A 20,886-nucleotide genomic window follows, 5' to 3' on the forward strand; every position below is an offset into this window, starting at 1 on the left:
GGGAGGCGGGACGTCCGCGGCGACCCGGGCCATTCGGCACGACCCGTCGGCGGGTGAGGACCGAGTAGCCCGGGTGCGGCGGCTACGGAAGCCGGGCGGCGCCGTCCGTGCGCTCGTACTGGCGGGCGCGGCCACGCACGCCGGAGAAGCGGAACGGTGCCCGGGTCACGTGCGAGGTCTCGAGGTCGTTCACGCTCGAGTGCTCGAGCGCGTGGAGAGACCGGTAGGAGGGGACGTCGAGCGGCACCCGGGTGTCGAGGGCGGCCCGCACCCGCGCCGATCGGTCGGCGTCGGCGTAGCCGGGCCGGACGATCCCGGTGATCAGCTCGCTCACGCAGCCGGACCCGTAGCTGAACAGGCCGAGGCGCTTGCCGGTGAGGTCCTCCTCCTCGTGGTCGAGGAGGGAGGCGAGTGAGGAGTAGAGCGAGGCCGTGTAGGTGTTGCCGAGCCGGCGGTTGTACACCGACCCGGAATCGAGGCCGAGCGTTCCGAGTGACCCGCCGGCGTGACGATCGAGGCGCTGCTGCGCCTTGCGGGCCATCTTCGTGAACGGCTGGTGGTAGACGACCCGGTCGATGTCCCCGATCGCGGGTCCGCCGCGGCCGGCGAGATCGTCCCAGGAGCCGGTCATCGCGTCGAGGTAGGCCCGCACCGAGAGGGCGCCGTCGACCACGGCGGTCGAGGAGTCGTTCGGGCGCCAGAAGTCGTCGACGTCGGCGGTGTGGATCCCCGAGGGCGGCTCGATCTCGAGGATGGCGGGATCGGCGCCGATGAGCATCGCGACCGCGCCCGCCCCCTGTGTCGGCTCCCCGGGGGAGTCGAGCTCGTAGCGGGCCACGTCGCTCGCGATGATGAGCACGCGCTCCTCGGGGAATCGCGACACGATCCCCATCGCCGCCTGGATCGCCGCGGTCGCCGAATAGCACGCCTGCTTGACCTCGACCACGCGCACCTGGGAGGGCAGCCCGAGCAGCTCGTGCACCCACACCCCCGCCGCCTTCGACTGGTCCAGCCCTGATTCGGTCGCGAACAGCAGGGTGCGGATCCCGTCCGTCCCGTGCCGGCGCAGGATCTCCCAGGCGGCCGAGGCCCCCATCGTGACGATGTCCTCGTCCGGTGCGGGCATGCTCATCTCGTCCTGGCCGAGCCCGACCCGGTACTTCGCGGGATCGATGCCCTTGGACTCGGCGAGCAGACCGAGATCCAGCACGTGGTGGGCGGTCGCGACCTCCAGGTCGTGGATGCCGATGCTCGTCATGCTCGAGGTCCGTTCCGTCGTTCGTATCGCACGTGCGCCGCCATGAGTTCGCCCGGGTTCGTCTGAGCCGCGAGCAGCGACAGCTCCCCGCAGAGCACAGTGGCGGCGATGAGCGCCGCGAGCCGGCGGGCATTCGCGCCGCCGGCACGCTCCTCCCGGCAGCCGAGTCGCTCCAGGGCGTACTCCACGTGCGGCAGATGCTTGCCGTTACCCACCGTACCCACGATCAGATGCGGCAGGGTGCAGGCGAAGTAGAGCCCGTCGGCGCGGTTCTCCGCCGAGGTGATCCCCTGGGAGCCCTCGACGATGTTGGCCGCATCCTGCCCGGTGGCGAGGTAGAACGCGAGCAGCATGTTCGCGTAGTGGGCGTTCGCCGAGCGCAGGGCTCCGGCGATCGTGCTGCCGATGAGGTTCTTTCGGAGCACGAGATCGCAGACCTTGGCCGCGTCGGTGCGCAGCCGGGTGCGCACGATCTCGTGCGGGATGAGGATCTCGGCCACGACGCTGCGGCCCCGGCCGAGGATGCCGTTGACGGCCGTGGCCTTCTTGTCGGAGCAGTAGTTGCCCGAGATCGACCCGTACTCCAGGCCGAGCTGCCACGAGAGGATCCGCTCCATCAGCGCATCGGCGGCGTTCGTGACCATGTTGTGGCCCGAGGCGTCCCCCGTCGTGAGCGCGAACCGCACGAACAGCAGGTTGCCCACGACCTCGGGATGGATCTCCTCGAGGCGCGCGAACCGGCTACCCGCGGTCACGACCTCGGCCAGTTCCCCGAACCGGTCCTCGATCTGCCGGGCGGCCGCGTGGGCGATGGCGGCGCTGTCGGCCACGAACAGGGTCGAGCGGCTCATCCGCTCCCCGATCGAGACGGTGCGGATGCCGCCGTCGATCAGCCGGGAGATCCGCGCGCCCCGACCGACCGAGGGCCACAGCGGCGTCTCGTAGGTCGCCAGCGGCACCTCGATCTCCCCCTCGACGGCGTCGCCGCTCACCCGGAGCGGGCCGACCCAGCGGGTGGGGATCGTGGTGGTGGGAGGCTCCTCACCGGTCATGGTCGTCCTTCGTGTCGGGGTGGCGGGCCGCGCGGGTCGCCGTCACGGCCGGCGCTCCGTGGAACGCCGGGCGAGTGCGCCGGTGTCGACCCCGCGCAGCTCGAGGAATTCGCGCAGGCGCCCGCGCACGAGCAGATCCGTCGCGCCGAGGTCCGCGACCCGGCCGGCGCCGAGGAGGGCGATGAGCCCGCGGGTCTGGTCGAGCCAGCCGGTCACGAGCTCCTCGAACGCCTCGGGCCCGCCGTCGAGCACGGTCTTGAGGAACACTCCCGCCACCCCGACCGCGTGTGCGCCTGCGGCGAGCGCCTTGACGACGTCGTAGGGGTTGCGTACGCCGCCCGAGGCGAGCAGGGCGGGGCCAGCCGCGGGGGCGTCGAGCAGGCAGGCGAGCGCGGACTGACCGAAGCCCGTGAGGAAGGAGTAGTCGGGGCCGGTGCGGCGCGCGTTCTCGATCGCCAGGAAGTCCGTGCCGCCCCGGCCGCTCACGTCCGCGAACTGCACGCCCAGGTCGGTCAGCTCGGTCAGGGTGGACCGGCTCAGGCCGAAGCCGACCTCCTTGACGATGACCGGGACGGGGGAGGCGGCCACGATCTCGGAGACCGAGCGACGCCAGGTCGAGAAGTCGCACGATCCCTCGGGCATCGCGGTCTCCTGCACCGCGTTCAGGTGGAGCTGGAGCGCGTCGGCCTCGAGCAGGTCGACGGCGCGGCGGGCGTCGTCGCCGCTGCGGCCGACCCCGAGGTTCGCCATGACGAACCCGCGCGGGTTCTCCTGCCGGATCACGGTGAAGCCGGCGGCGGCCTCGGGCTCGTCGAGGGCCACGGAGACCGAGCCGCAGGCCATCGGCATCCCGGTGCGCGCGGCCACGATCGCCAGATCCCGGTTGATCCGGGTGGTCGTCTCGGTGCCGCCGGTCATGCCGTTGACGTAGAACGGCGTGGGCCAGCGCCAGTCGCCGACCGTGACGCTCAGGTCGACCCGGTCGGGGTCGGTGGTCGGCAGCGCGCCGTGGACGAAGTCGAGGTCGTCGTACTCGTTGCCCCGCACCGCGCCCTCCTGCTGCGCGGCGGCGAGGCGCACGTGATCGTCCTTGCGCTGGGCCCGGGTGGGGGCGGATTCGTCCGTCATCGTCGCGCTCCTTCTCCTCGGTGGACCGACAGTGCGAGCGGGCGGACGTCGCATGAGTCCCACTCCCGCAGGATACCGGCCGGGTCGACATGCGCCGGCGCCAGCGCGATCCCGCAGTCGCCGCCGCCGGCGCCCGAGGACTTGGCCGCCGCGCCGTGGCTCTCGGCGATCTCGCACAGCAGCCGCAGCTGCTCGGTCTCGATGGCGATCCCCGCCTCCGAACCGAGGCCGACCAGCAGCCGGCGCGCGCGGCGGATCACGTCCGGGACGCCGCGCCCGCCCGCACCGAGCGCGGACACGAGGTCGTCGACGCACGCGCGGGACTGCGCCACGAAGAGCCGATACCCGGGCGCGTGCCGCGGACGAGGCGAGCGGACGCCGTCCACAAGCGTGTCGGTGGCGGCGGGCGAACCGGTCCAGCCCACGAGCAGCGACAGCCCGGCGGGCGGGGGCAGCGGGGTGATCGAGCAGCCGGCCCACGGCGCATCCGCGAGCGTGGCGGTCAGGCCGTGCTCGGCGCGATGGCGGGCGAGGGCGTCCCGGTCGGGCGAGGTGTAGCGGATCCAGCCGCCGAACGTGCTCGCGGCCACGTCGCCGCCCGAGGCGCGCGGGGAGACCGTGATCGTGGCCAGCAGCGCGAGGCGGAACCGCTCGAGCGGGGTGAGGCCGAGTCCGTAGAACTCGTCGAGTGCGGCGACGACGGCGACGGTCACCGCCGCGGAGGAACCGAGCCCGTACTTGCGTCCGCGCGGGTCGTCGAGGTCGCTCGCGATCTCAAGGTCGACATAGCGGGGAGCCCGTCCCCGGTCGTGGCGCAGCTCCTCGATCGCGGAGATGGCGGCGAGGACGTGGTCGCCGGGGGGGCCGGTGGCGAGGATGCGCGGGCCGTCGTCGCTGCGGACCCACCGCAACGGTTCCGGGCCGTACTCGCCCGAGTGCACCCGGCCGGCGCCGGTCGCCTCCGTCAGGCGCACGGTGAGATAGCGGTCGACCGCGATGAGCACGGCGGGCTCGCCGGGGTCGACCACGGCGTACTCGCCGGCGACGAACAGCTTTCCGGGGGCCCGGGTCTCGATCATCGGGGTGCCCCGGGCGGCTCCCCGGTGTCGACGAGCTCGGCGCCGGGGCCGGGGCCCACGTCGTGCACGCGGCCGAAGACCGACAGCCGGGTGGCGACGGTGGCGGAATCCTCCGGCCGGGTGAGCACCGCGATATTCGGCCCGGCGTCGGCGGTCGCGTAGGCCTCGATACCCTCCGAGCGCAGGGCCCCGACGGCGTCGAAGACGGCGACGCTCGCGGGTGAGAGGTAGCGGATCGGCGGATCCGTCGAGGCGATCACCGCGTGCATGCGCAGCGCGTGGGACTCGGTGATCCGCCCGATGCGGGTGAAGTCCCCGGCGCGGCAGGCCGAGACCATCGACTCCAGGCTCGCCTCGGTGGCCCGGATCCAGCCGTCGTAGAACGGGGAGGTGAGCGCGGTCAGGCGCATCGCGTCCCGGCTCGAGACGGCCTTCTTGGTGCCGTCGAGGATGACGATGACCATGCGCATCTCGGGGGCGGCGATCGGCTCGGCGAAGGAGGTCTCGTCGCCGTCGCCGGCGTGCCAGATCGCCACGCCCGGGATGATCGAGCGGGCGGCCGAGCCGGATCCCCGGCGGGCGAGGCGGCTGCGGGCGGCCGCATCCGAGGGCAGCCCGTACGCGGCGGCGGCGGCCGTGGCCAGGGCCGCGAAGCCCGACGCCGAGGACGCGAGCCCGGCGCCCGTGGGGGCCTCGTTCGTCGACGTCACGTGGGCGTGGGAGGCGTTGCCGCTGCGCTCGCGCACGAGGTCGAGGAAGGCGCGCACGCGGTCGCGGGCGTCGCCGGTGTTCTCGGCGCCGTCGAGCTCGAACGCGTCCTGCCGAAGCGAGGGGTCGAGGGTGACGGTGGTGCGGGTCTCGAAGGTGTCGAGGGTGAGCGAGAGGCTGCCGGCGGCGGGCAGCATGAGGACCTCGTCCCGCTTGCCCCAGTACTTCACGAGGGCGAGATTGGGGAAGGCGCGCGCGGTGCTCATGCCGCCGGGACCGTGGTCGTCCACGTGCGCGGGGCGCCCGCGGCCCGCAGCGCGGCGGCGATCCGATCCGCCTGCGCGGGCGAGTCGGCGAGGGCGAGCACGCAGCCGCCGATGCCGCCGCCGGTCAGCTTGGCGCCGAGGGCGCCGGCCGCCGCGGCGTCCTCGACGAACCGATCGAGGACGGTGCTGCTCACCCCGAGCTCGCCCAGGGCCCCGTGGCCGTCGGTCATGCGCCGGCCCAGCCGGTGCAGGTCCCCGGTGGCCAGGTCGTCGACGGCGCCGAGGGTCGCCTCCGTGAGACGGCGGATCAGGCTCTCGACGGCGGCCGGGTCCTCGCCGAAGCGCGCGCGCACGGAGCGCACGGCGTCCATGGTCGATCCGTGGACGCCGGAATCCGCGATGACGAACGTGAGCGACTCGGCGATCGGCAGGGTGGTGGCATGGCCGCGCTCGAACCGGATGGCGTGGCCGGCGACGACGGCGCGGGCATCGAGACCGCTGGGGTTCGCGTGGGCGACCCGTTCGGCGACCTGCACGATGTCGTAACAGGTGTCGGGGCTCAGGTCGTGACCCGTGAGGTCCGCGACCGCCCGCGTCACGGCCGCCGCGACGGCGGCGCTCGAGCCGAGGCCGCGCCCGTACGGGATGGCGCTGCTCACGTGCACCTCGATCCCGGGGGTTCCCGCGAGCATCTCGGCGAGGGCGGCATGCAGGGCGGTGACAACGGGCTGGATCGCGGCCGGGGCATCGGAGGTCACGCCGCTGTACAGGTCGGTGAGGATGTGGATCCCGGGCACCGCGCTCGATCGGACGGTCACCTCGGCCCGCAGGTCGGGCAGCGGCAGGGCGATCGCGGGCGCGCCGTAGACCACGGCGTGCTCGCCGAGGAGGATGGCCTTGGCATGGGCCGCGCCCGTGGCGACGGGCCGTGCCGCCGGTGCCGTCGCTCGAGGCTTCGCTGCCGGGGACGGCAGCGCGGAGAGCATCGAATTCATGGAGATCCGTTCGGTCATCGATGGCTCAGCATACGCGGATCCTTGCGGGAATATGACATCCCGACAGGACCCGCGTCAGACCTTCACACGCTGATCGGATGTCGGGTGTGGCGCTTCACGGGCACGGGTACTAGCAGGTCTTGACAGCCCCAGCCTTCGAGGATACGGTCTCGGTTGTGCCCCAGGGGAGTGTGGGGCACGTGTTTCGATCCAAGTTGATTTTTCTGATCATCGGTGGCCAACGTCGGCCACCGTAGTCGAAGGAGACTGAATTGGCTACGATGACTCTCAGGAAGAGAATTCTCTCGCTTTTAGCCGTAGTGGCTGTGGCGGTAACGGGGACATTTGCTCTCGCCGCGCCAGCACATGCTGGAACAGGGTGCGCCGGGGGGTGGGTATGCCTGTTCAACAAGCCAGGAAACACCAACGGTTATGAGCGTGGGTACCAGTTCAGTGTTGCTAATCTGAATACTCACCAGTGGGGTATCTACAACAACGGCGGATACATCACTCAGCCCGGTACCAGCGTGGGTAATAGTAAAACGGGCGCGATCAATAATCAATTCCGCATCGACACACTCAGGCTGTATTCAGAAACGAACTATCGAGGGGATTACAGGACCTTTTACCCCCGCAGCGGCTACTGGAAGGCGCCCGCCTATACATCGAATATCGGTAATGGTGGATATTCCGGTAATTGGGTCGATTACGGCTTCGTTAAGTCGCTAAGGGCGTACTGACGATGCGCGTGGGCAGGCGGTGGCAGTCTGGCCGGCTATTGCCTGGCACCGTCGCCCTCACTCTCGCGGTCCTCAGCGGGTGCTCTGGCGCGTCATCATTGCAGCCGTCCCCGCCAACGCTGTCACAAGCAGATGGTCCTAGCAATCCTTCAGCCGGGGAGGGGTCGCCGGGTGGGGGGCCTGGTGACGAACCGGGACTGCTGGAGTCGGCCTTGTTTCCTGGGGCATTTGCGACGCCGTTGGACTCGGTCATCAACCCCGACCCACTTCAGTTCAGCGCAATCGAAGAGGCACAAGCGCGCGCGATCAACGAGTGCATGGCAGAGAAGGGCTTTCCGGCCTTCCGTTGGGAGGTGGATGAGCCGTTCGTGAACGAATGGTACGGCGTTACCGATCCAGAAGTAGCAGCGGTGTGGGGCTACCGGAACTCTGGCGCTCCCGAGTCTTTTGAGGGCCTTCCCGACGATGGACCTCAGGTCATGCAACCAGAGCCGATGACTGATGAGCTTGAGGCGCTGGTGGGTGCGGACGAGGATTTGACCGCGGAAGTTCTCAATTCAGAGGGCATCATCGTCTATCGTTACGCACCCGATGCCTGTATGAACATCGGCATGCTCTCAGTGCGGCCGAACTATTTCGAAGGTATCGAACTCGAGGAGCAGTTGGTTTCTCTAGCCGGGGAGGCGAGCCGGCAAGCACAGGACACCGAAGAGTTTGAGTCTGCGTTCACCCACTGGAACGACTGTGTGGAATCTAAGGGCGGGATCAGAACCAACAATTATAGAGAGCTAGTCGGAGGGCGCGAAGGCTTCCTGATGGAAGGGCCGCCTGGCGCAGCTGAGATAGCCGCCGCTACTATCGACGCTGAATGCAAGCGAGACACTGGACTCCTGAGAACATGGTCACAATTGCGGGCAGAAGCCGAAGCGGGGCTTCTTGCCCAGCATCCCGGCCTCCTTACCACCTATCTTGAGTACATGCAACCGAAGGTGACAAAGTCTGGCTAAGGAAGCCGGTAGAAGGGCTGGGACAGGTGCGTGGAGGAGATGGGAGTCGACAGTGGCAGGCTCAAGTGGTGAACAGTCAGGATGGAGGTTTCGTGTGCCTGTCATTACTGCACTCGCTCTCGCCTTGGCCAGCGGATTTGGGTTAAGTCGTCTCACTGTTACACCGGAGAATGCCATTGTACCGGAATCGATTCCAGAGCCTGTATGGGCTGAAGTGACGAATGGCACCTTGTCTGGGAGCCACACCGGGACTGGCACGGTAGTCGCGCCTGAGCAGGTCCCTATCAATATTCGCGCGGGTGAGAGAACACCAGTTGTCACTTCTCAAGCTTTGGCTCCGGGGGAGCAGGTTCGGGCGTGCGGGATCCTCGTCGAAATTTCGGACCGTCCACTGTTCGCACTCCCAGGCGAGATCCCTGCATACCGGGATCTGGTGCAGGGCGACGGAGGTGAAGACGTAGCTCGCCTCCAAAGCGCGCTGCGTGAATGCGGATATCAGATCGCTGCAGACGGTGTGTTCGGTCCCGAAACCGCCGCCACGGTACGTTTGTGGTATCGGGATAACGGGTACCGCGTGGTGGAGCGCGAGGAGATGATCGAGTTATCCGAACCGGCTATGGATGGCGTGGCAATCGAAACAGACGATGCTCCGGCCAGCCGAGCATCCGCGGCGCGAAAACTCGTCGTCGTCCCAGCGAACGAAATCGAATACATCCGCGAAGGAGCGGTCGTTACTGAGGTCGTCCCGGTTGGGACTGTCGTGGATGATCCAGTCCTTCACGTATCTGACGGTTCATACCTCTTTGAAGTCGAGCTGAAACCAGCTGTTCGTTTTGACCTCCAAGAGGGTCAAGAGACGGTGCTCGATCTTGGCGGCACCTCGATCACGGTTCCACTTCCCACGCTGCCCTCAGAGCCAACCACGGGTAGCGCCGGCGAGCCTGTCTTCGTACTACGTTTGCAACTACCGCAAGAGCTTGATCCAGGCTCGGTAGGTTCGACTGGGACCTACACGGTAGCCACCGGTACAGATGAAGTCTTCGATCGGATCGTTCCGGTGACCGCTGTCCGAACCGATCCTTCTGGGCGAACCTATGTTGTCAAGGCAGTGGCAGGATCCGATCCTGTCGCAGTGGAGGTGACCGGCGTTGCGGCTGAAGGCGGGTACGTGGCAGTCGACGGCGACTTGCAGTACGGTGACCGGCTCTGGCTTACTAACGAGATTCATTAGCAGTGGGGCCGATCCGAGCGGGCTTGTTTGCCAGGCAGGGAGTGCCTGAAGGGGTGATGATACAAGCGCCTGAGCTTATGCTGAGGGGGGTTGGTCGAAGCTATTGGCAAGGTGATACGCAGGTCAAGGCCCTCGAGAGTGTCGACCTTCGGATTGAACCGGCCGATTACGTAGCAGTGACTGGTCGTTCCGGTTCTGGAAAGTCGACACTTCTTAACCTGATCGGCCTTCTGGACCAGCCGACTGCGGGAAGATACTCGGTAGCGGACCGTGAGACGACTACGATGAGCGTACAGGCTACTGATGTGCTTCGCAGTCGGGTTTTTGGCCTGGTGTTCCAGTCCTTTCATCTGGTGGACTATCTGACCGTTTCTGAGAATGTGGAAGCCGGTCTCACGTACACCGGCTGGTCGAGATCGACGTGCCAAACGCAGATTTCCGAATCGATCATCAATGTAGGACTGCAACACCGAAGTTCAGCGAGAGCGAGCACCCTTTCCGGTGGCGAGCGTCAGCGTGTTGCCATCGCCAGGACCCTCGCCCGGTGCCCAAGCGTCCTTCTAGCTGACGAACCAACAGGCAACCTCGACCAGGCGAACGCTGACATAGTGCTTGACCTGTTCGAGATGATTCGGGCGAGTGGCGTGACAGTGCTCATGGTGACGCACGATGAAGAGACGGCGGCACGGGCGGATAGACGCCTGCGGATGCGCGACGGGCGAATCGACAATGACGCATGAGGCAAGGAGGTAATACTAGGAGACCGCGACGGATCTACTCGGCGATATCACGCCTGAGCCTGCGAACGGTCACCAGGAACCCCCTGCGGACGCTCCTTGCGACACTCGGGGTTGCCCTTGGGGTTGCCGTGTTGGTGGCATCTGTCGGGATGGCAGCGACTCTCAACGCACAGGTGAACGCCACCTTCGACAGCCTGCGTGCAACACGGATCGTGGTCCAGGACAACCGCGTGATCGTCAGTGACCCGCTCTTCGATCTTCACGGTGTTGACGATCAGCTCGCCGGGGTGCCAGGAGTTATTGCGGGCGGGTATCTGAGCACCGATCAGCAATCTGCATCAGTGCCGGTGAGCTCAAGCCTGTTTGGGCCACGGGAACAGTTCACCATCGTCTTTGCCACACCGGGGGCGTTACCAGCGTCCTTGGCAACCTTGAACGCTGGAATCTTCTACGACGCGACCTCCGCAGCTCTTAGCCAGCCGATCGTTGTGCTGGGCCCTGTGGTAGCTGAACGGCTCGGCATTACCGAAGTGACCGCAGACTCAGGTCTCATCGTTGCGGGACAACCTGTTGCGGTGGGAGGGATTCTTGCCAGTACCGGCTCTGAGCCTCAGCTGTCCGAGGCAATTATCGTGGATCCGCGTGTGGCTGCCGAACTTGGACTCCGGGTTCCGGAGGAGTATACCGCTTTGGTGCGCACCGAAGTTGGGTCAGTACGGGCTGTTGCACTTTCGCTGCCACTCACGTTGCGACCGTTTGACCCTGTGAGCGTCGGGATCTCCTACCCGCCCGAGCCCCGCGATTTGAGAGGGGGTATTCAAGAGTCACTCAACACCCTGGCGCTCGTCGCCGCAGGGTTGGCGATCTTCATCGGCGGTGTTGGCATCATGAGTGTGATGGTATCGGCTGTTGCACAGCGCACCGGTGAGATTGGTCTACAGCGCTCCATCGGCGCTCGCCCGCGTCACATCGCGGTGCAGATTCTTCTCGAAGGAAGCCTTATTGGTCTGCTCGGTGCCGTGACTGGAGCAATCTTGGGTGTCGCGGTACTTATCTGTATCTGCTTGATCAACGGGTGGCAGGCTGTTGTGCCCACCTGGGCGTGGTGGGCACCCACGTGCGGGGGCTTCCTGACTGGAGCTTTGGCCGGTCTCTACCCGGCATCCCGTGCCGTGAGGCTTAGCCCGGCGGAAGCACTTCGTACGAACTAGCGTGCGTCGCGATCGAAACACGGGGGCGCTGGTAGTACCGGGGCAAGGGAGCGGGTGCCTAACACATTCGGTGGGGTTCTCGTGCAAGGCTGTGTCGCCCAACTTGATCACAATTGGTCTTGCCCCGGCGTGCTCAGCGCTCCGGCAGGATGATGAGGGCGAGATAGTCGGCGAGGCAGCCGGCCATGTCGATCGCGGGGTCGAGGAGCCACTGATCCTGGAGGCCGTCCCACATCGCGATGATCGTCGCGGCGGCGCGCTCGGGGTCGGTGCCGGAGCGCAGCCGGCCCTGGTCGCGGAGCTCGCGCAGTTGGTCGGCGTAGGCGGTGCGCAGCCCGGCGAAGCGGGCCGTGAAGTAGTCCCGGGCCGGGTGCCCCTCGGTCATGGCCTCCCCGCACAGCACCGAGTAGAGCTCGATGAGCGAGGGGGTCGCCTCGTTGATGCGGGCCCGTCGCACGAGCGCCGAAGGGAAGTCGTGTGCCTCCTCCTCGGGCAGGCGCTCGCCGTCGATCTCATCGCGCCGGTCGAGCACCGCGACGAGTAGATGGCGCTTCGTGGGGAAGTGGTGGAGCAGGCTCGTCTGGCTCATCCCGACCCGGTCGGCCACCTCCTGCAGGGATCCGCCGTGGTAGCCGCGGGCCGCGAACACGTCGAAGGCGGCGTCCACGATGCTGCGTCGGCGCTCGGCCGACTTCGCGTACGGTCCACGCCTGCGCCCCGTCACCCGAGTCTCCATGGCGACCACGCTACCCGGGACATGTGATCCATTCGAATCTTGAGTACTCACTCGAAATTGACGTAGGGTGGGTGCACGGGCCACCGCAGGGGGTCCGAAACCGAACGGGCTCCGGGATCACGCACCTGGCCGATGGGCAGCACCGATTCCTCCGCCCCACAACGAAGTGGCCTCACATGACATCACTGACACGAAGGCAGTTGTTGACCTTCGGCCTCGGTGCGACCGCAGCCGGCGCGCTCGCCGCCTGCGCGACCCCCGGGACGACCTCGGTCAACGCCGCACCCACGATCCCGCCGGAGCCCTCCGGCCATCCCGTCCGGCTCACGTACTGGGCCTGGCTCAAGGACCTGCAGAAGGTCGCCGACATCTGGAACGCCCAGAATCCGCACATCCAGGTCGAGACCGTCTGGATCCCGGGCGGCAACGAGGGCGGATATCAGAAGCTGTACTCCGCGCTCGCCGCCGGCGGCGGCCCGGACCTCGCCCAGGTCGAGCTGCGCGCCGTGCCCGAGTTCATGCTCGTGAACGGGCTCGTGGACCTCTCCCGCTACGGTGCCGACGCCGCCGCGCCGACCTTCGATCCCACGCTGTGGAATCAGGTGTCGTTCACCGGCGGGGTCTACGGGATCCCGCAGGACTCGGGCCCGATGGCGACGTTCTACCAGACCGAGCTGTTCGAGAAGATCGGCGCGAGGCCGCCCGACACCTGGTCGCAGTGGGCGGAGGTCGCCGCCGAGTTCCGCACGGCGGGCGCCTATATCGACGTCTTCCCGATCGCCGATCCGAGCTCATTCGTGGCGTATGCCACCCAGGCCGGCGCGACCTGGCTCACCCCGACCGACGACGGCTGGGTCATCGACATGACCGGGGAGGCCACGCTCACCGTGGCCCGCTTCTTCGACCACGCGATCGACTCCGACCTCGTGACCACGGACTACGGCCTCTACTCCCCGCCCTGGTTCGCGGCCGCCGCAGCCGGCGGGCTCGCCTCGCTCACGGACGCGAGCTGGGCCGACGCCCTCCTCGAGGGCGTCTCCGGCGCCGAGGGGAAATGGCGGGTCGCGCCCATGCCCCGGTGGGAGCACGGCGGCTTCGGCTCGAGCTTCCGCGGGGGATCCACGACCACCGTGCTCGCCCACAGCGCCCACCCGGCCGAGGCCCTCGAGTTCGCCACCTGGCTCAACGGATCGCGCGCGGGCATCGACGGGCTGATCGAGCACTGCGGCATCGGCTGGTCGGCGAATCCCGACTACATCGGCGCCTCCCGCATGCAGCCCTCGCCGTTCTTCGGCGGGCAGGACTACAACACCGACGTGTTCCTCCCGGCGTCCACGGAGCAGAACCCCGACTGGTCCTGGTGGCCGATCACCCAGCAGTCCCTCAACATCCTCGCCGACGAGTTCCGGCGCAAGCCCTCCGGGCAGAGCCTCGTCGACGCCGTCGCGAACGCCGAGCGGCAGATCATCAGCGCCTTCGAGAACAAGGGCCTGAGCATCCGGAAGGAGACGGCATGAGCACCTCGACCACCACCCGTACCCCGCGAACGCGCACCGGCGCCGCCACGACCTCCGGCGGCCGCAAGCGCGCCCCGTGGCTGCTGCTCGCCCCGTTCCTGGCCGTCTTCGTGTTCACGTTCGTGCTGCCCATCGCGGCCGCGGTCGGCTCGAGCTTCGTCAAGGTCACCCGTTCGGGACTCTTCGGCGAGGCGGGGGTCACGAGCGAGTTCGCCTGGCTCCACAACTACGCCCAAGCCCTCTCCGACGGCAGCTTCCTCGCCTCGATCGGGCGGATGTTCCTCTTCGGCATCGTGCAGGTGCCCGTGATGATCGTGGCGGCAACGGTGCTGGCGTTCCTGCTCGAGTCCGCCTCGGCCCGCTGGCCGAGCGCGTTCCGGGCCGCCTTCTTCCTGCCCTACGGCGTGCCGGGCGTCATCGCCACGATCCTGTGGACGTTCCTGTACGTGCCGGGCCTGAGCCCGATCGTCGACGTCGCCTCCTGGATGGGCGTCGACATCGACTTCCTCGGCGGCGGCACGGTGCTGTGGTCGATCGCGAACATCGTCACCTGGTCCTACACCGGCTACAACATGCTCATCATCATCGCCCAGCTCAAGTCGATCCCGGTCGAGCTGTACGAGGCGGCGCGGGTCGACGGCGCCTCCCCGCTGCGGATCGCCCGGAGTATCCAGCTTCCGCTCATCGCGCCGGCGCTCATGCTCACGACCATCTTCTCGATCATCGGCACCCTGCAGCTCTTCGCCGAACCGCAGGTGCTCCAGGCGGTCTCCCCGGCGATCGACAGCCAGTACACGCCGAACCTGAGCGCGTACACCACCGCCTTCGCCTACAACGACTACAACGTCGCCGCGGCGCAGGCGGTCCTCATCGCGCTCGCCGCGTTCCTCCTCTCCTTCGCATTCCTGCGCCTGACGAACCGGAAGGGCTGACCCATGAGCACCCTCGAGACCGGCACGAACATGAGCACGACCGCCAGTCCCATCACGCCACGCCCGCGGCCGGGGAAGGTCCGGCGGATGGCGGGCACGAAGGCCTCGACCACGATCATCGTCACCGCGATCCTGGTCCTCGTCGCGCTGTACTTCCTCATCCCCGTCTACTGGGTCATCGTCGCCGCCACGAAGACGACCGGTGACCTGTTCTCCACGAACGGCCTCTGGTTCGGCAGCGAGTTCTCGCTGTGGGCCAACCTGCGGGAGGTGCTCACCTACGACGGCAGCATCTACATCCGCTGGTTCGCCAATTCGATCCTCTACGCGGGCGTCGGCGCCGTGTTGGCGACGTACTTCGCCGCGGCCGGCGGCTACGCGCTGGCGAAGTACAGATTCCGCGGGAACACGCTCATCTTCGGCACGATCCTCGGCGGGGTGCTCGTGCCCGCCACGGCCACGGCCCTGCCGTTGTTCCTGCTGTTCAGCCAGCTCGGCATGGCGAACACCTACTGGAGCGTGCTCATCCCCTCGCTCGTCTCCCCGTTCGGGCTGTTCCTGTGCCGGATCTACGCGGATGCGACCGTGAGCGACTCGCTGCTGGAGGCGGCCCGCCTCGACGGCGCCGGGGAGATCCGGATCTTCCACGTGGTCGGTCTGCGGATCCTCACCCCCGCGCTCGTGACCGTGTTCCTCTTCCAGCTCGTGGGCATCTGGAACAATTACTTCCTGCCCCTGGTCATGCTCTCCGACACGACGCTGTACCCGATCACACTCGGCCTGAACACGTGGCTGAGCCAGGTGAACAGGCTGCCGGAGTTCTACCAACTCACCACCGGCGGCGTGCTGCTGTCGGTCATCCCGCTCGGCATCGCCATGATCGTGCTGCAGCGCTTCTGGCGCGGCGGCCTCACCGAAGGAGCAGTCAAGGAATGACGTATGTGACCGCGATCGGCCCCGGCTCGGGTCCCCGCCGCCCGGCCCGCTCGTGGCTGCACACCGACGCGCCCTCGCTCAGCCTCAACGGCAGCTGGCGCTTCCGGCTTCTGGACGGCGCCCCCGGCTCGCCCGGGGCGGGCGGCGTGCTGCCCGAGGGGGAGGAGCCGGAGGCGATGGCGCGCGAGTCCTACGACGACGGCACCGCCAACGGCTGGGGAGAGCTCACCGTGCCCTCGCACTGGGTGCTCGACCCCCGCCACGGCGCCCCCGCCTACACGAACGTGCAGTACCCGTTCCCGCTCGACGTGCCGCACGTGCCCGACGAGAACCCGACCGGGGACTACCGGCGCACGTTCGAGGTGCCCGAGGCCTGGAGGGATGCGCAGGGGGTCGAGGCGATCGTGCTCCGCTTCGACGGGGTGGAGTCCCGCTACAAGGTGTGGATCAACGGCACCAAGATCGGGGTCGGCACCGGCAGCCGGCTCGCCACCGAGTTCGACGTGACCGCCCACGTGCGGGCGGGCCGCAACACGATCGCGGTGCGGGTGCACCAGTGGTCGGCCGACTCCTACGTGGAGGATCAGGACCAGTGGTGGCTCCCGGGGATCTTCCGCGACGTCACCCTGCTCGCCCGCCCGGCCGGCGGGATCGAGGACGTGTGGATCCGCGCCGACTACGATACGCGGGACGATGGCGCCGGCACGATCACCCCGGAGGTCACGGCCGGCGCGGGCGCCTGGCCGCTCACCCTGAGCGTGCCGGAACTCGGGATCTCCCACCGCTGGGAGGGTCCCGGCGACGTGGCCCCGCTCGCGGTCGGCCCGGTCGAGCCCTGGTCGGCCGAGTCGCCCCGCCTCTACGAGGCGAGCATCGCGAGCACCGGCGAGGAGGTCTCGCTGCGGCTCGGATTCCGCACCGTCTCGATCGACGGCGGCCGCCTCCTGGTGAACGGGCGCCGGGTCGTCTTCCACGGCGTCAACCGGCACGAGACCCATCCGGACCGCGGGCGGGTCTTCGACGAGGACTTCTCCCGCGCCGACCTGGCGATGATGAAGCGGCACAACATCAACGCGATCCGCACGTCCCACTACCCGCCCCACCCGCGGCTGCTCGACCTCGCCGACGAGCTCGGCCTCTGGGTCGTACTCGAATGCGACCTCGAGACCCACGGGTTCGAACGCGAGGGGTGGATCGGGAACCCGAGCGACGATCCCGCCTGGGCCGAGGTCTACCTCGACCGGATGGCCCGCACCCTCGAGCGCGACAAGAACCACCCGAGCATCCTGCTGTGGTCGCTCGGGAACGAGTCCGGCACGGGGGCGAACCTGGCCGCCATGGCCGCCTGGGTCCGCGCCCGCGACCCGCAGCGTCCCGTGCACTACGAGGGCGACCATGCCGGCGCCTACACGGACGTGTACTCGCGCATGTACGCCACGGTCCCCGAGGTGGCGGCCATCGGTAGTGACGACAATCGCTCCCTCGTGCTCGGGGCCACGGCCGCGGAGTCGGCGCGCCAGCGCACGAAGCCGTTCCTGCTGTGCGAGTACGCCCACGCCATGGGCAACGGGCCCGGCGGGCTCGACCAGTACGAGGAGCTCACGCGCGCGCACGAGCGCGTGCACGGCGGATTCGTGTGGGAATGGCGCGACCACGGGCTGCGCACCCGCACCGCCGACGGCACCGAGTTCCTCGGCTACGGCGGCGACTTCGGCGAGGTCGTCCACGACGGCAACTTCGTCATGGACGGGCTCGTGCTCTCCGATTCCACCCCGACCCCGGGGCTGGCGGAGTTCAAGCAGGTCTCCTCCCCGGTGCGGCTGGCGATCGAGGAGTCCGGCGGCCTGCGGGTGCGGGTGACGAACCGCCGCCACAGCACGGACACGAGCGACCTCGAGCTGCGCTGGTCCCTCGAGCGGGACGGGGAGCCGGTCACCGGCGGAACCGTGCACGCCGGCCCGGTTCCCGCCGGCGGCGAGGGCGTGTTCCCGCTTCCCGCCATGCGTATGGACGGCGCCCGGTCCGGTGAGTTGTGGCTCACCGTCGAGGCCGTGCTCGCCCGGGCGAGTTCGTGGGCACCGGCGGGCCATCCGCTCGTGTTTACCCAGCACGAGCTCGCCGCCGACTCCGGCGCCGAGGGCTCGCCCACCGGTCCCCCGGCGGCGGGTGCGCCGGCGGCCGCGACCCGGGCGGGCGCCGTCCATACGCCCGCACCGGAGCTGCTCGAGCTCGGACCGGCCACGTTCCGTCACGGGCGACTCGTCGAGCTCGCCGGCCGGCCCGTGCGCGGGCCGCGGCTGGAGCTGTGGCGGGCGCCGACCGACAACGACCGGCTCACGGGGCTCGGATCGTACGAGCACGTCGATCCGTGGACGAGCCCGCCCGATGCGGACGCCCCGGCCCACGCCGACCGGTGGCGGGCGGCGGGCCTGGACCGGATGACCGCCCGGCTGATCGACGTGCGCGCCGGCCGCGACGCACTGGTGGTCCGGCGCCGCTGGGCCGCGGCGAACGAGCGGGCGAGCGTCGAGACGCAGGAGCACTGGCGGCTCGCGGACGGCGAGCTGTGGCTGCGGGCCGAGATCGTGCCGAGCACCGGCTGGGACATGCTCTGGCCGCGAATCGGCCTGCGATTCGACCTGCCGCGCGCGATCGACGCCGCGAGCTGGTTCGGCACCGGGCCGCTCGAGTCCTATCCGGACAGCCGCCGCGCCGCCCGGGTGGGCCGGTTCAGCGCCGACCTGGCGGGCCTCGCGCCGGCGTACGCCCGCCCGCAGGAGTCCGGCCACCGCAGCGACCTGCGCTCGCTCACCCTCCGGGCGGGGGACGTGGACTGGCTGCGGATCGACGCCGCCGCCGACGCGCGCGGGCGTCGCCCCGGCTTCACGCTCACGCCGCACACCGCCCAGGAGCTCGACCGGGCCCGGCACCCGCACGAGCTGCCCGCGCCGGGAGCGACGTACCTGTACCTGGACGCCGCCCAGAACGGGCTCGGCTCCCGCTCGTGCGGCCCGGACGTGTGGCCCGACCACCAGCTGCGGCCGGAGGCGCGCACGCTCACGCTGCGCTTCCGGCCCGCGTGAGCGGAGCGGCGGCTATCGTCGGAGCGAGGAGCCGATGAGTCGACGAAGGGCCATGCCATGCCGGGATTCCAGGGAACCTCCCACCTCGACCTGACCGTGTCGGACGTCGAGGCGAGTGCCGACTGGTACGCGCGCGTGCTCGGCCTGAGGCGGCTCAAGCGGGCCGAGTGCGCCGACCGGATCATGATCGTGCTTCGCCACGAGGCCACCGGCCTGATCATCGGCCTCAACCAGCATGCCGACTCCCACGCCGGCGCCTTCGACGAGCGCCGGCCCGGGCTCGACCACGTGGGCCTCACCGTGGCGGACCGGGCCGAGCTCGACTCGTGGGAACGGCACCTGACCGAGCACGGCGTCGACCACTCGCCCGTGACCGATGCCGCCTCCGGGGCGGGCACGGCGCTCGTGTTCCGCGATCCCGACAACATCCAGCTCGAGTTCTGGTGGAGCCGGCCCGCCTGACCCGCGTCCGGGGGGACGCGGGCCGGGCGGCTCAGTCCATCCCGGCCTGCATTCGCCGCATCGGGCGGGACAAAGAAAAGACCCGGCCCACGAGGGGCCGGGTGAGTAAGTACTACTACGTTAGCGCATGAACAGTCCGGACGCCGTTGAGTCTCCACCACCAGTGATCGCCGACCCCATCGGACTTGTGGCCGGCGAGGTCTCCGGCCGTCCTACCGCCCCGCGGATTGATGAGTCCGACCGGGACTCGCTGACGGGCTGCCCTGATAGGAAATGCCAGGTCGCTGTCATTCGACACCACGACGGCGCCATCGATGCTGCCGGAGAGTACGTCGAGTAGCAGGTGTGCTGCGACGTTCACATCGCTGCCCTTCTCCTCGATGTGCAGGTATTGGACCATGAAGCGTGCGTCGTGAACGGACTTCCCGGATGAGTCGCGCACCATCACGGGCCACGCCGATTGCGTCACGACCGGTCGGCGGCTGACAGGGTCATTCGTGGCAAGCAGACCCATCTTGGTGCGAACGACGTAGTTCCCATACTCGATGTGGTCGACGGATCCGCTCGAGACCAAGGCCTTGACCCCGATCCGCACGGCTCAGTCCATCCCGAGCCGCTCGGCCACGAAGTCCAGATCCTTGTCGCCGCGGCCGGAGAGGTTGACCACGAGGACGTCCTCGGGGGTGAGCTGCGGCGCCAGCCTCATCGCGTGCGCGAGCGCGTGGCTCGACTCGATCGCGGGGATGATGCCGTCCGTGGCGCACAGCAGCCGGAACGCCTCGAGGGTCTCCTCATCCGTCGCGGTCACGTACTCGACCCGGCCGAGATCACGCAGGTGTGCGTGCTGGGGGCCGACGCCGGGATAGTCGAGCCCGGAGGCGATCGAGTGCACCGGCCACGGCTCCCCGGCCTCGTCCTGGAGCAGGCGGGTCTGCATGCCGTGGATGACGCCGGTGCTGCCGAGGGTCATCGTGGCGGCGTGATCCCCCGGCTGCTCCAGTCCGCGCCCCGCGGGCTCGACCCCGTAGATCGCGACGTCGGCGTCGTCCAGGAATGCGCTGAACAGGCCGATGGCGTTCGAGCCACCCCCGACCGAGGCGATGAGCGCGGTGGGCAGGCGGCCCTCCTTCTCGAGCACCTGCGCGCGCGCCTCCCGGCCGACGATCGCCTGGAAGTCGCGCACCATCGAGGGGAACGGATCGGGGCCCACGACCGAGCCGATCGCGAACATCGTGTCGGAGAAGTCCTCAGCCCAGACCCCGAACGCGGAGTCCACGGCGTCCTTGAGGCACCGGCCCCCGGACTCCACGGGCACGACCGTTGCCCCGAGCAGGCGCATCCGAACGACGTTCGGGTGCTGCTTGGCGATGTCGATCGCGCCCATGTGAATCTCGCATTCGAGTCCGAGCAGCGCGGCCGCGGTCGCGAGTGCCACGCCGTGCTGGCCCGCGCCGGTCTCGGCGATGAGCCGGCGCTTGCCCATCCGCTTGGCGAGCAGCGCCTCCCCGAGGGTGTGGTTGATCTTGTGGGCGCCGGTGTGGTTGAGATCCTCGCGCTTGAGGTACACCCGCGCTCCGCCGAGCCGGGCGGTGAGGCCGCGGGCGAGGAACAACGGCGAGGGCCGGCCCACGAAGTCGGCCAGCAGGGACTCGTACTCGGCGTGGAAGGCCGGGTCGTCCTTGGCCTGGGCGTAGGCCGCGGCGACCTCGGCGATCGGGGCCTCGAGATGTGGTGGAAGGAACCGGCCCCCGTAGGAACCGAAGAACCCGGACTCATCGGCGGTGGTGAGTGACGTCATGGCGGAA

General features: G+C 68.8%; 19 protein-coding genes. 10 read left to right on the plus strand and 9 right to left on the minus strand.

The window, feature by feature from the left end:
• Positions 1-82: 82 nt before the first annotated feature.
• Genes GCE65_RS00130 through mvk form a run of 6 tightly spaced genes read right to left on the minus strand, consistent with a single transcriptional unit; the run spans position 83 to position 6,504 of the window.
• On the minus strand, positions 83-1,258 hold the full coding sequence (locus GCE65_RS00130; protein ID WP_153876954.1) for a hydroxymethylglutaryl-CoA synthase: 1,176 nt from the start codon (positions 1,256-1,258) through the stop codon (positions 83-85).
• Positions 1,255-2,310 (minus strand): hydroxymethylglutaryl-CoA reductase, encoded by a 1,056-nt coding sequence (locus GCE65_RS00135; protein ID WP_153876955.1) that lies wholly within the window; start codon positions 2,308-2,310, stop codon positions 1,255-1,257. The genes GCE65_RS00130 and GCE65_RS00135 overlap by 4 nt, the downstream gene beginning before the upstream one ends.
• 42 nt (positions 2,311-2,352) lie before the next feature.
• Positions 2,353-3,438, minus strand: coding sequence for a type 2 isopentenyl-diphosphate Delta-isomerase (fni, locus tag GCE65_RS00140; RefSeq protein WP_153876956.1), 1,086 nt, complete (start codon positions 3,436-3,438; stop codon positions 2,353-2,355).
• On the minus strand, positions 3,435-4,517 hold the full coding sequence (locus GCE65_RS00145) for a phosphomevalonate kinase (RefSeq protein ID WP_153876957.1): 1,083 nt from the start codon (positions 4,515-4,517) through the stop codon (positions 3,435-3,437). Before GCE65_RS00145 ends, fni begins: the two co-directional genes overlap by 4 nt.
• Entirely contained in the window at positions 4,514-5,491 is a 978-nt protein-coding gene (gene mvaD / locus GCE65_RS00150) for a diphosphomevalonate decarboxylase (RefSeq protein ID WP_153876958.1), read from the minus strand. Before mvaD ends, GCE65_RS00145 begins: the two co-directional genes overlap by 4 nt.
• Positions 5,488-6,504 (minus strand): mevalonate kinase, encoded by a 1,017-nt coding sequence (gene mvk, locus GCE65_RS00155; RefSeq protein ID WP_152817980.1) that lies wholly within the window; start codon positions 6,502-6,504, stop codon positions 5,488-5,490. The genes mvaD and mvk overlap by 4 nt, the downstream gene beginning before the upstream one ends.
• Before the next feature lie 254 nt (positions 6,505-6,758).
• Between mvk and GCE65_RS00160 the strand changes: the two genes are divergently transcribed.
• From GCE65_RS00160 to GCE65_RS00180, 5 genes are all read left to right on the plus strand, one after another.
• A complete protein-coding gene (locus GCE65_RS00160; RefSeq protein WP_152817979.1) occupies positions 6,759-7,226 on the plus strand; it encodes a hypothetical protein in 468 nt (155 codons plus the stop codon).
• A 317-nt stretch (positions 7,227-7,543) separates the two neighbouring features.
• On the plus strand, positions 7,544-8,233 hold the full coding sequence (locus tag GCE65_RS00165) for a hypothetical protein (RefSeq protein ID WP_152817978.1): 690 nt from the start codon (positions 7,544-7,546) through the stop codon (positions 8,231-8,233).
• Between the two features lie 94 nt (positions 8,234-8,327).
• Positions 8,328-9,464, plus strand: coding sequence for a peptidoglycan-binding domain-containing protein (locus tag GCE65_RS00170; protein WP_194164929.1), 1,137 nt, complete (start codon positions 8,328-8,330; stop codon positions 9,462-9,464).
• 77 nt (positions 9,465-9,541) lie between these two features.
• Positions 9,542-10,204: an ABC transporter ATP-binding protein gene (locus GCE65_RS00175; RefSeq protein ID WP_152818053.1), complete on the plus strand. Its 663-nt coding sequence runs from the start codon at positions 9,542-9,544 to the stop codon at positions 10,202-10,204.
• Positions 10,201-11,415 carry an ABC transporter permease gene (locus tag GCE65_RS00180; protein WP_152817976.1) on the plus strand — a complete coding sequence of 405 codons (1,215 nt, stop codon included), beginning with the start codon at positions 10,201-10,203 and terminating at the stop codon, positions 11,413-11,415. The genes GCE65_RS00175 and GCE65_RS00180 overlap by 4 nt, the downstream gene beginning before the upstream one ends.
• A 133-nt stretch (positions 11,416-11,548) precedes the next feature.
• Here GCE65_RS00180 and GCE65_RS00185 read toward each other — a convergent pair whose 3' ends face one another.
• On the minus strand, positions 11,549-12,151 hold the full coding sequence (locus GCE65_RS00185; protein ID WP_152817975.1) for a TetR/AcrR family transcriptional regulator: 603 nt from the start codon (positions 12,149-12,151) through the stop codon (positions 11,549-11,551).
• A gap of 176 nt (positions 12,152-12,327) precedes the next feature.
• Between GCE65_RS00185 and GCE65_RS00190 the strand changes: the two genes are divergently transcribed.
• Genes GCE65_RS00190 through GCE65_RS00210 form a run of 5 tightly spaced genes read left to right on the plus strand, consistent with a single transcriptional unit; the run spans position 12,328 to position 19,081 of the window.
• Positions 12,328-13,668 (plus strand): extracellular solute-binding protein, encoded by a 1,341-nt coding sequence (locus GCE65_RS00190; protein WP_153876960.1) that lies wholly within the window; start codon positions 12,328-12,330, stop codon positions 13,666-13,668.
• Entirely contained in the window at positions 13,665-14,600 is a 936-nt protein-coding gene (locus tag GCE65_RS00195) for a carbohydrate ABC transporter permease (RefSeq protein ID WP_153876961.1), read from the plus strand. The genes GCE65_RS00190 and GCE65_RS00195 overlap by 4 nt, the downstream gene beginning before the upstream one ends.
• A gap of 30 nt (positions 14,601-14,630) precedes the next feature.
• The gene (locus GCE65_RS00200) at positions 14,631-15,536 is read left to right on the plus strand and encodes a carbohydrate ABC transporter permease (protein WP_152818052.1); all 906 of its coding nucleotides are present in this window, start codon (positions 14,631-14,633) and stop codon (positions 15,534-15,536) included.
• Entirely contained in the window at positions 15,533-18,619 is a 3,087-nt protein-coding gene (locus GCE65_RS00205; protein ID WP_153876962.1) for a glycoside hydrolase family 2 TIM barrel-domain containing protein, read from the plus strand. The genes GCE65_RS00200 and GCE65_RS00205 overlap by 4 nt, the downstream gene beginning before the upstream one ends.
• 57 nt (positions 18,620-18,676) lie before the next feature.
• Positions 18,677-19,081, plus strand: coding sequence for a VOC family protein (locus tag GCE65_RS00210; protein WP_153876963.1), 405 nt, complete (start codon positions 18,677-18,679; stop codon positions 19,079-19,081).
• A 115-nt stretch (positions 19,082-19,196) separates the two neighbouring features.
• Here GCE65_RS00210 and GCE65_RS00215 read toward each other — a convergent pair whose 3' ends face one another.
• Together GCE65_RS00215 and trpB are read right to left on the minus strand one after the other, a co-directional pair.
• Positions 19,197-19,676: a hypothetical protein gene (locus GCE65_RS00215; protein WP_228760022.1), complete on the minus strand. Its 480-nt coding sequence runs from the start codon at positions 19,674-19,676 to the stop codon at positions 19,197-19,199.
• A gap of 3 nt (positions 19,677-19,679) precedes the next feature.
• Entirely contained in the window at positions 19,680-20,879 is a 1,200-nt protein-coding gene (gene trpB / locus GCE65_RS00220) for a tryptophan synthase subunit beta (RefSeq protein ID WP_153876964.1), read from the minus strand.
• Positions 20,880-20,886: the final 7 nt, after the last annotated feature.

The organism is Pseudactinotalea sp. HY158, assembly GCF_009660225.1.
Taxonomy (GTDB): Bacteria; Actinomycetota; Actinomycetes; order Actinomycetales; family Beutenbergiaceae; genus HY158.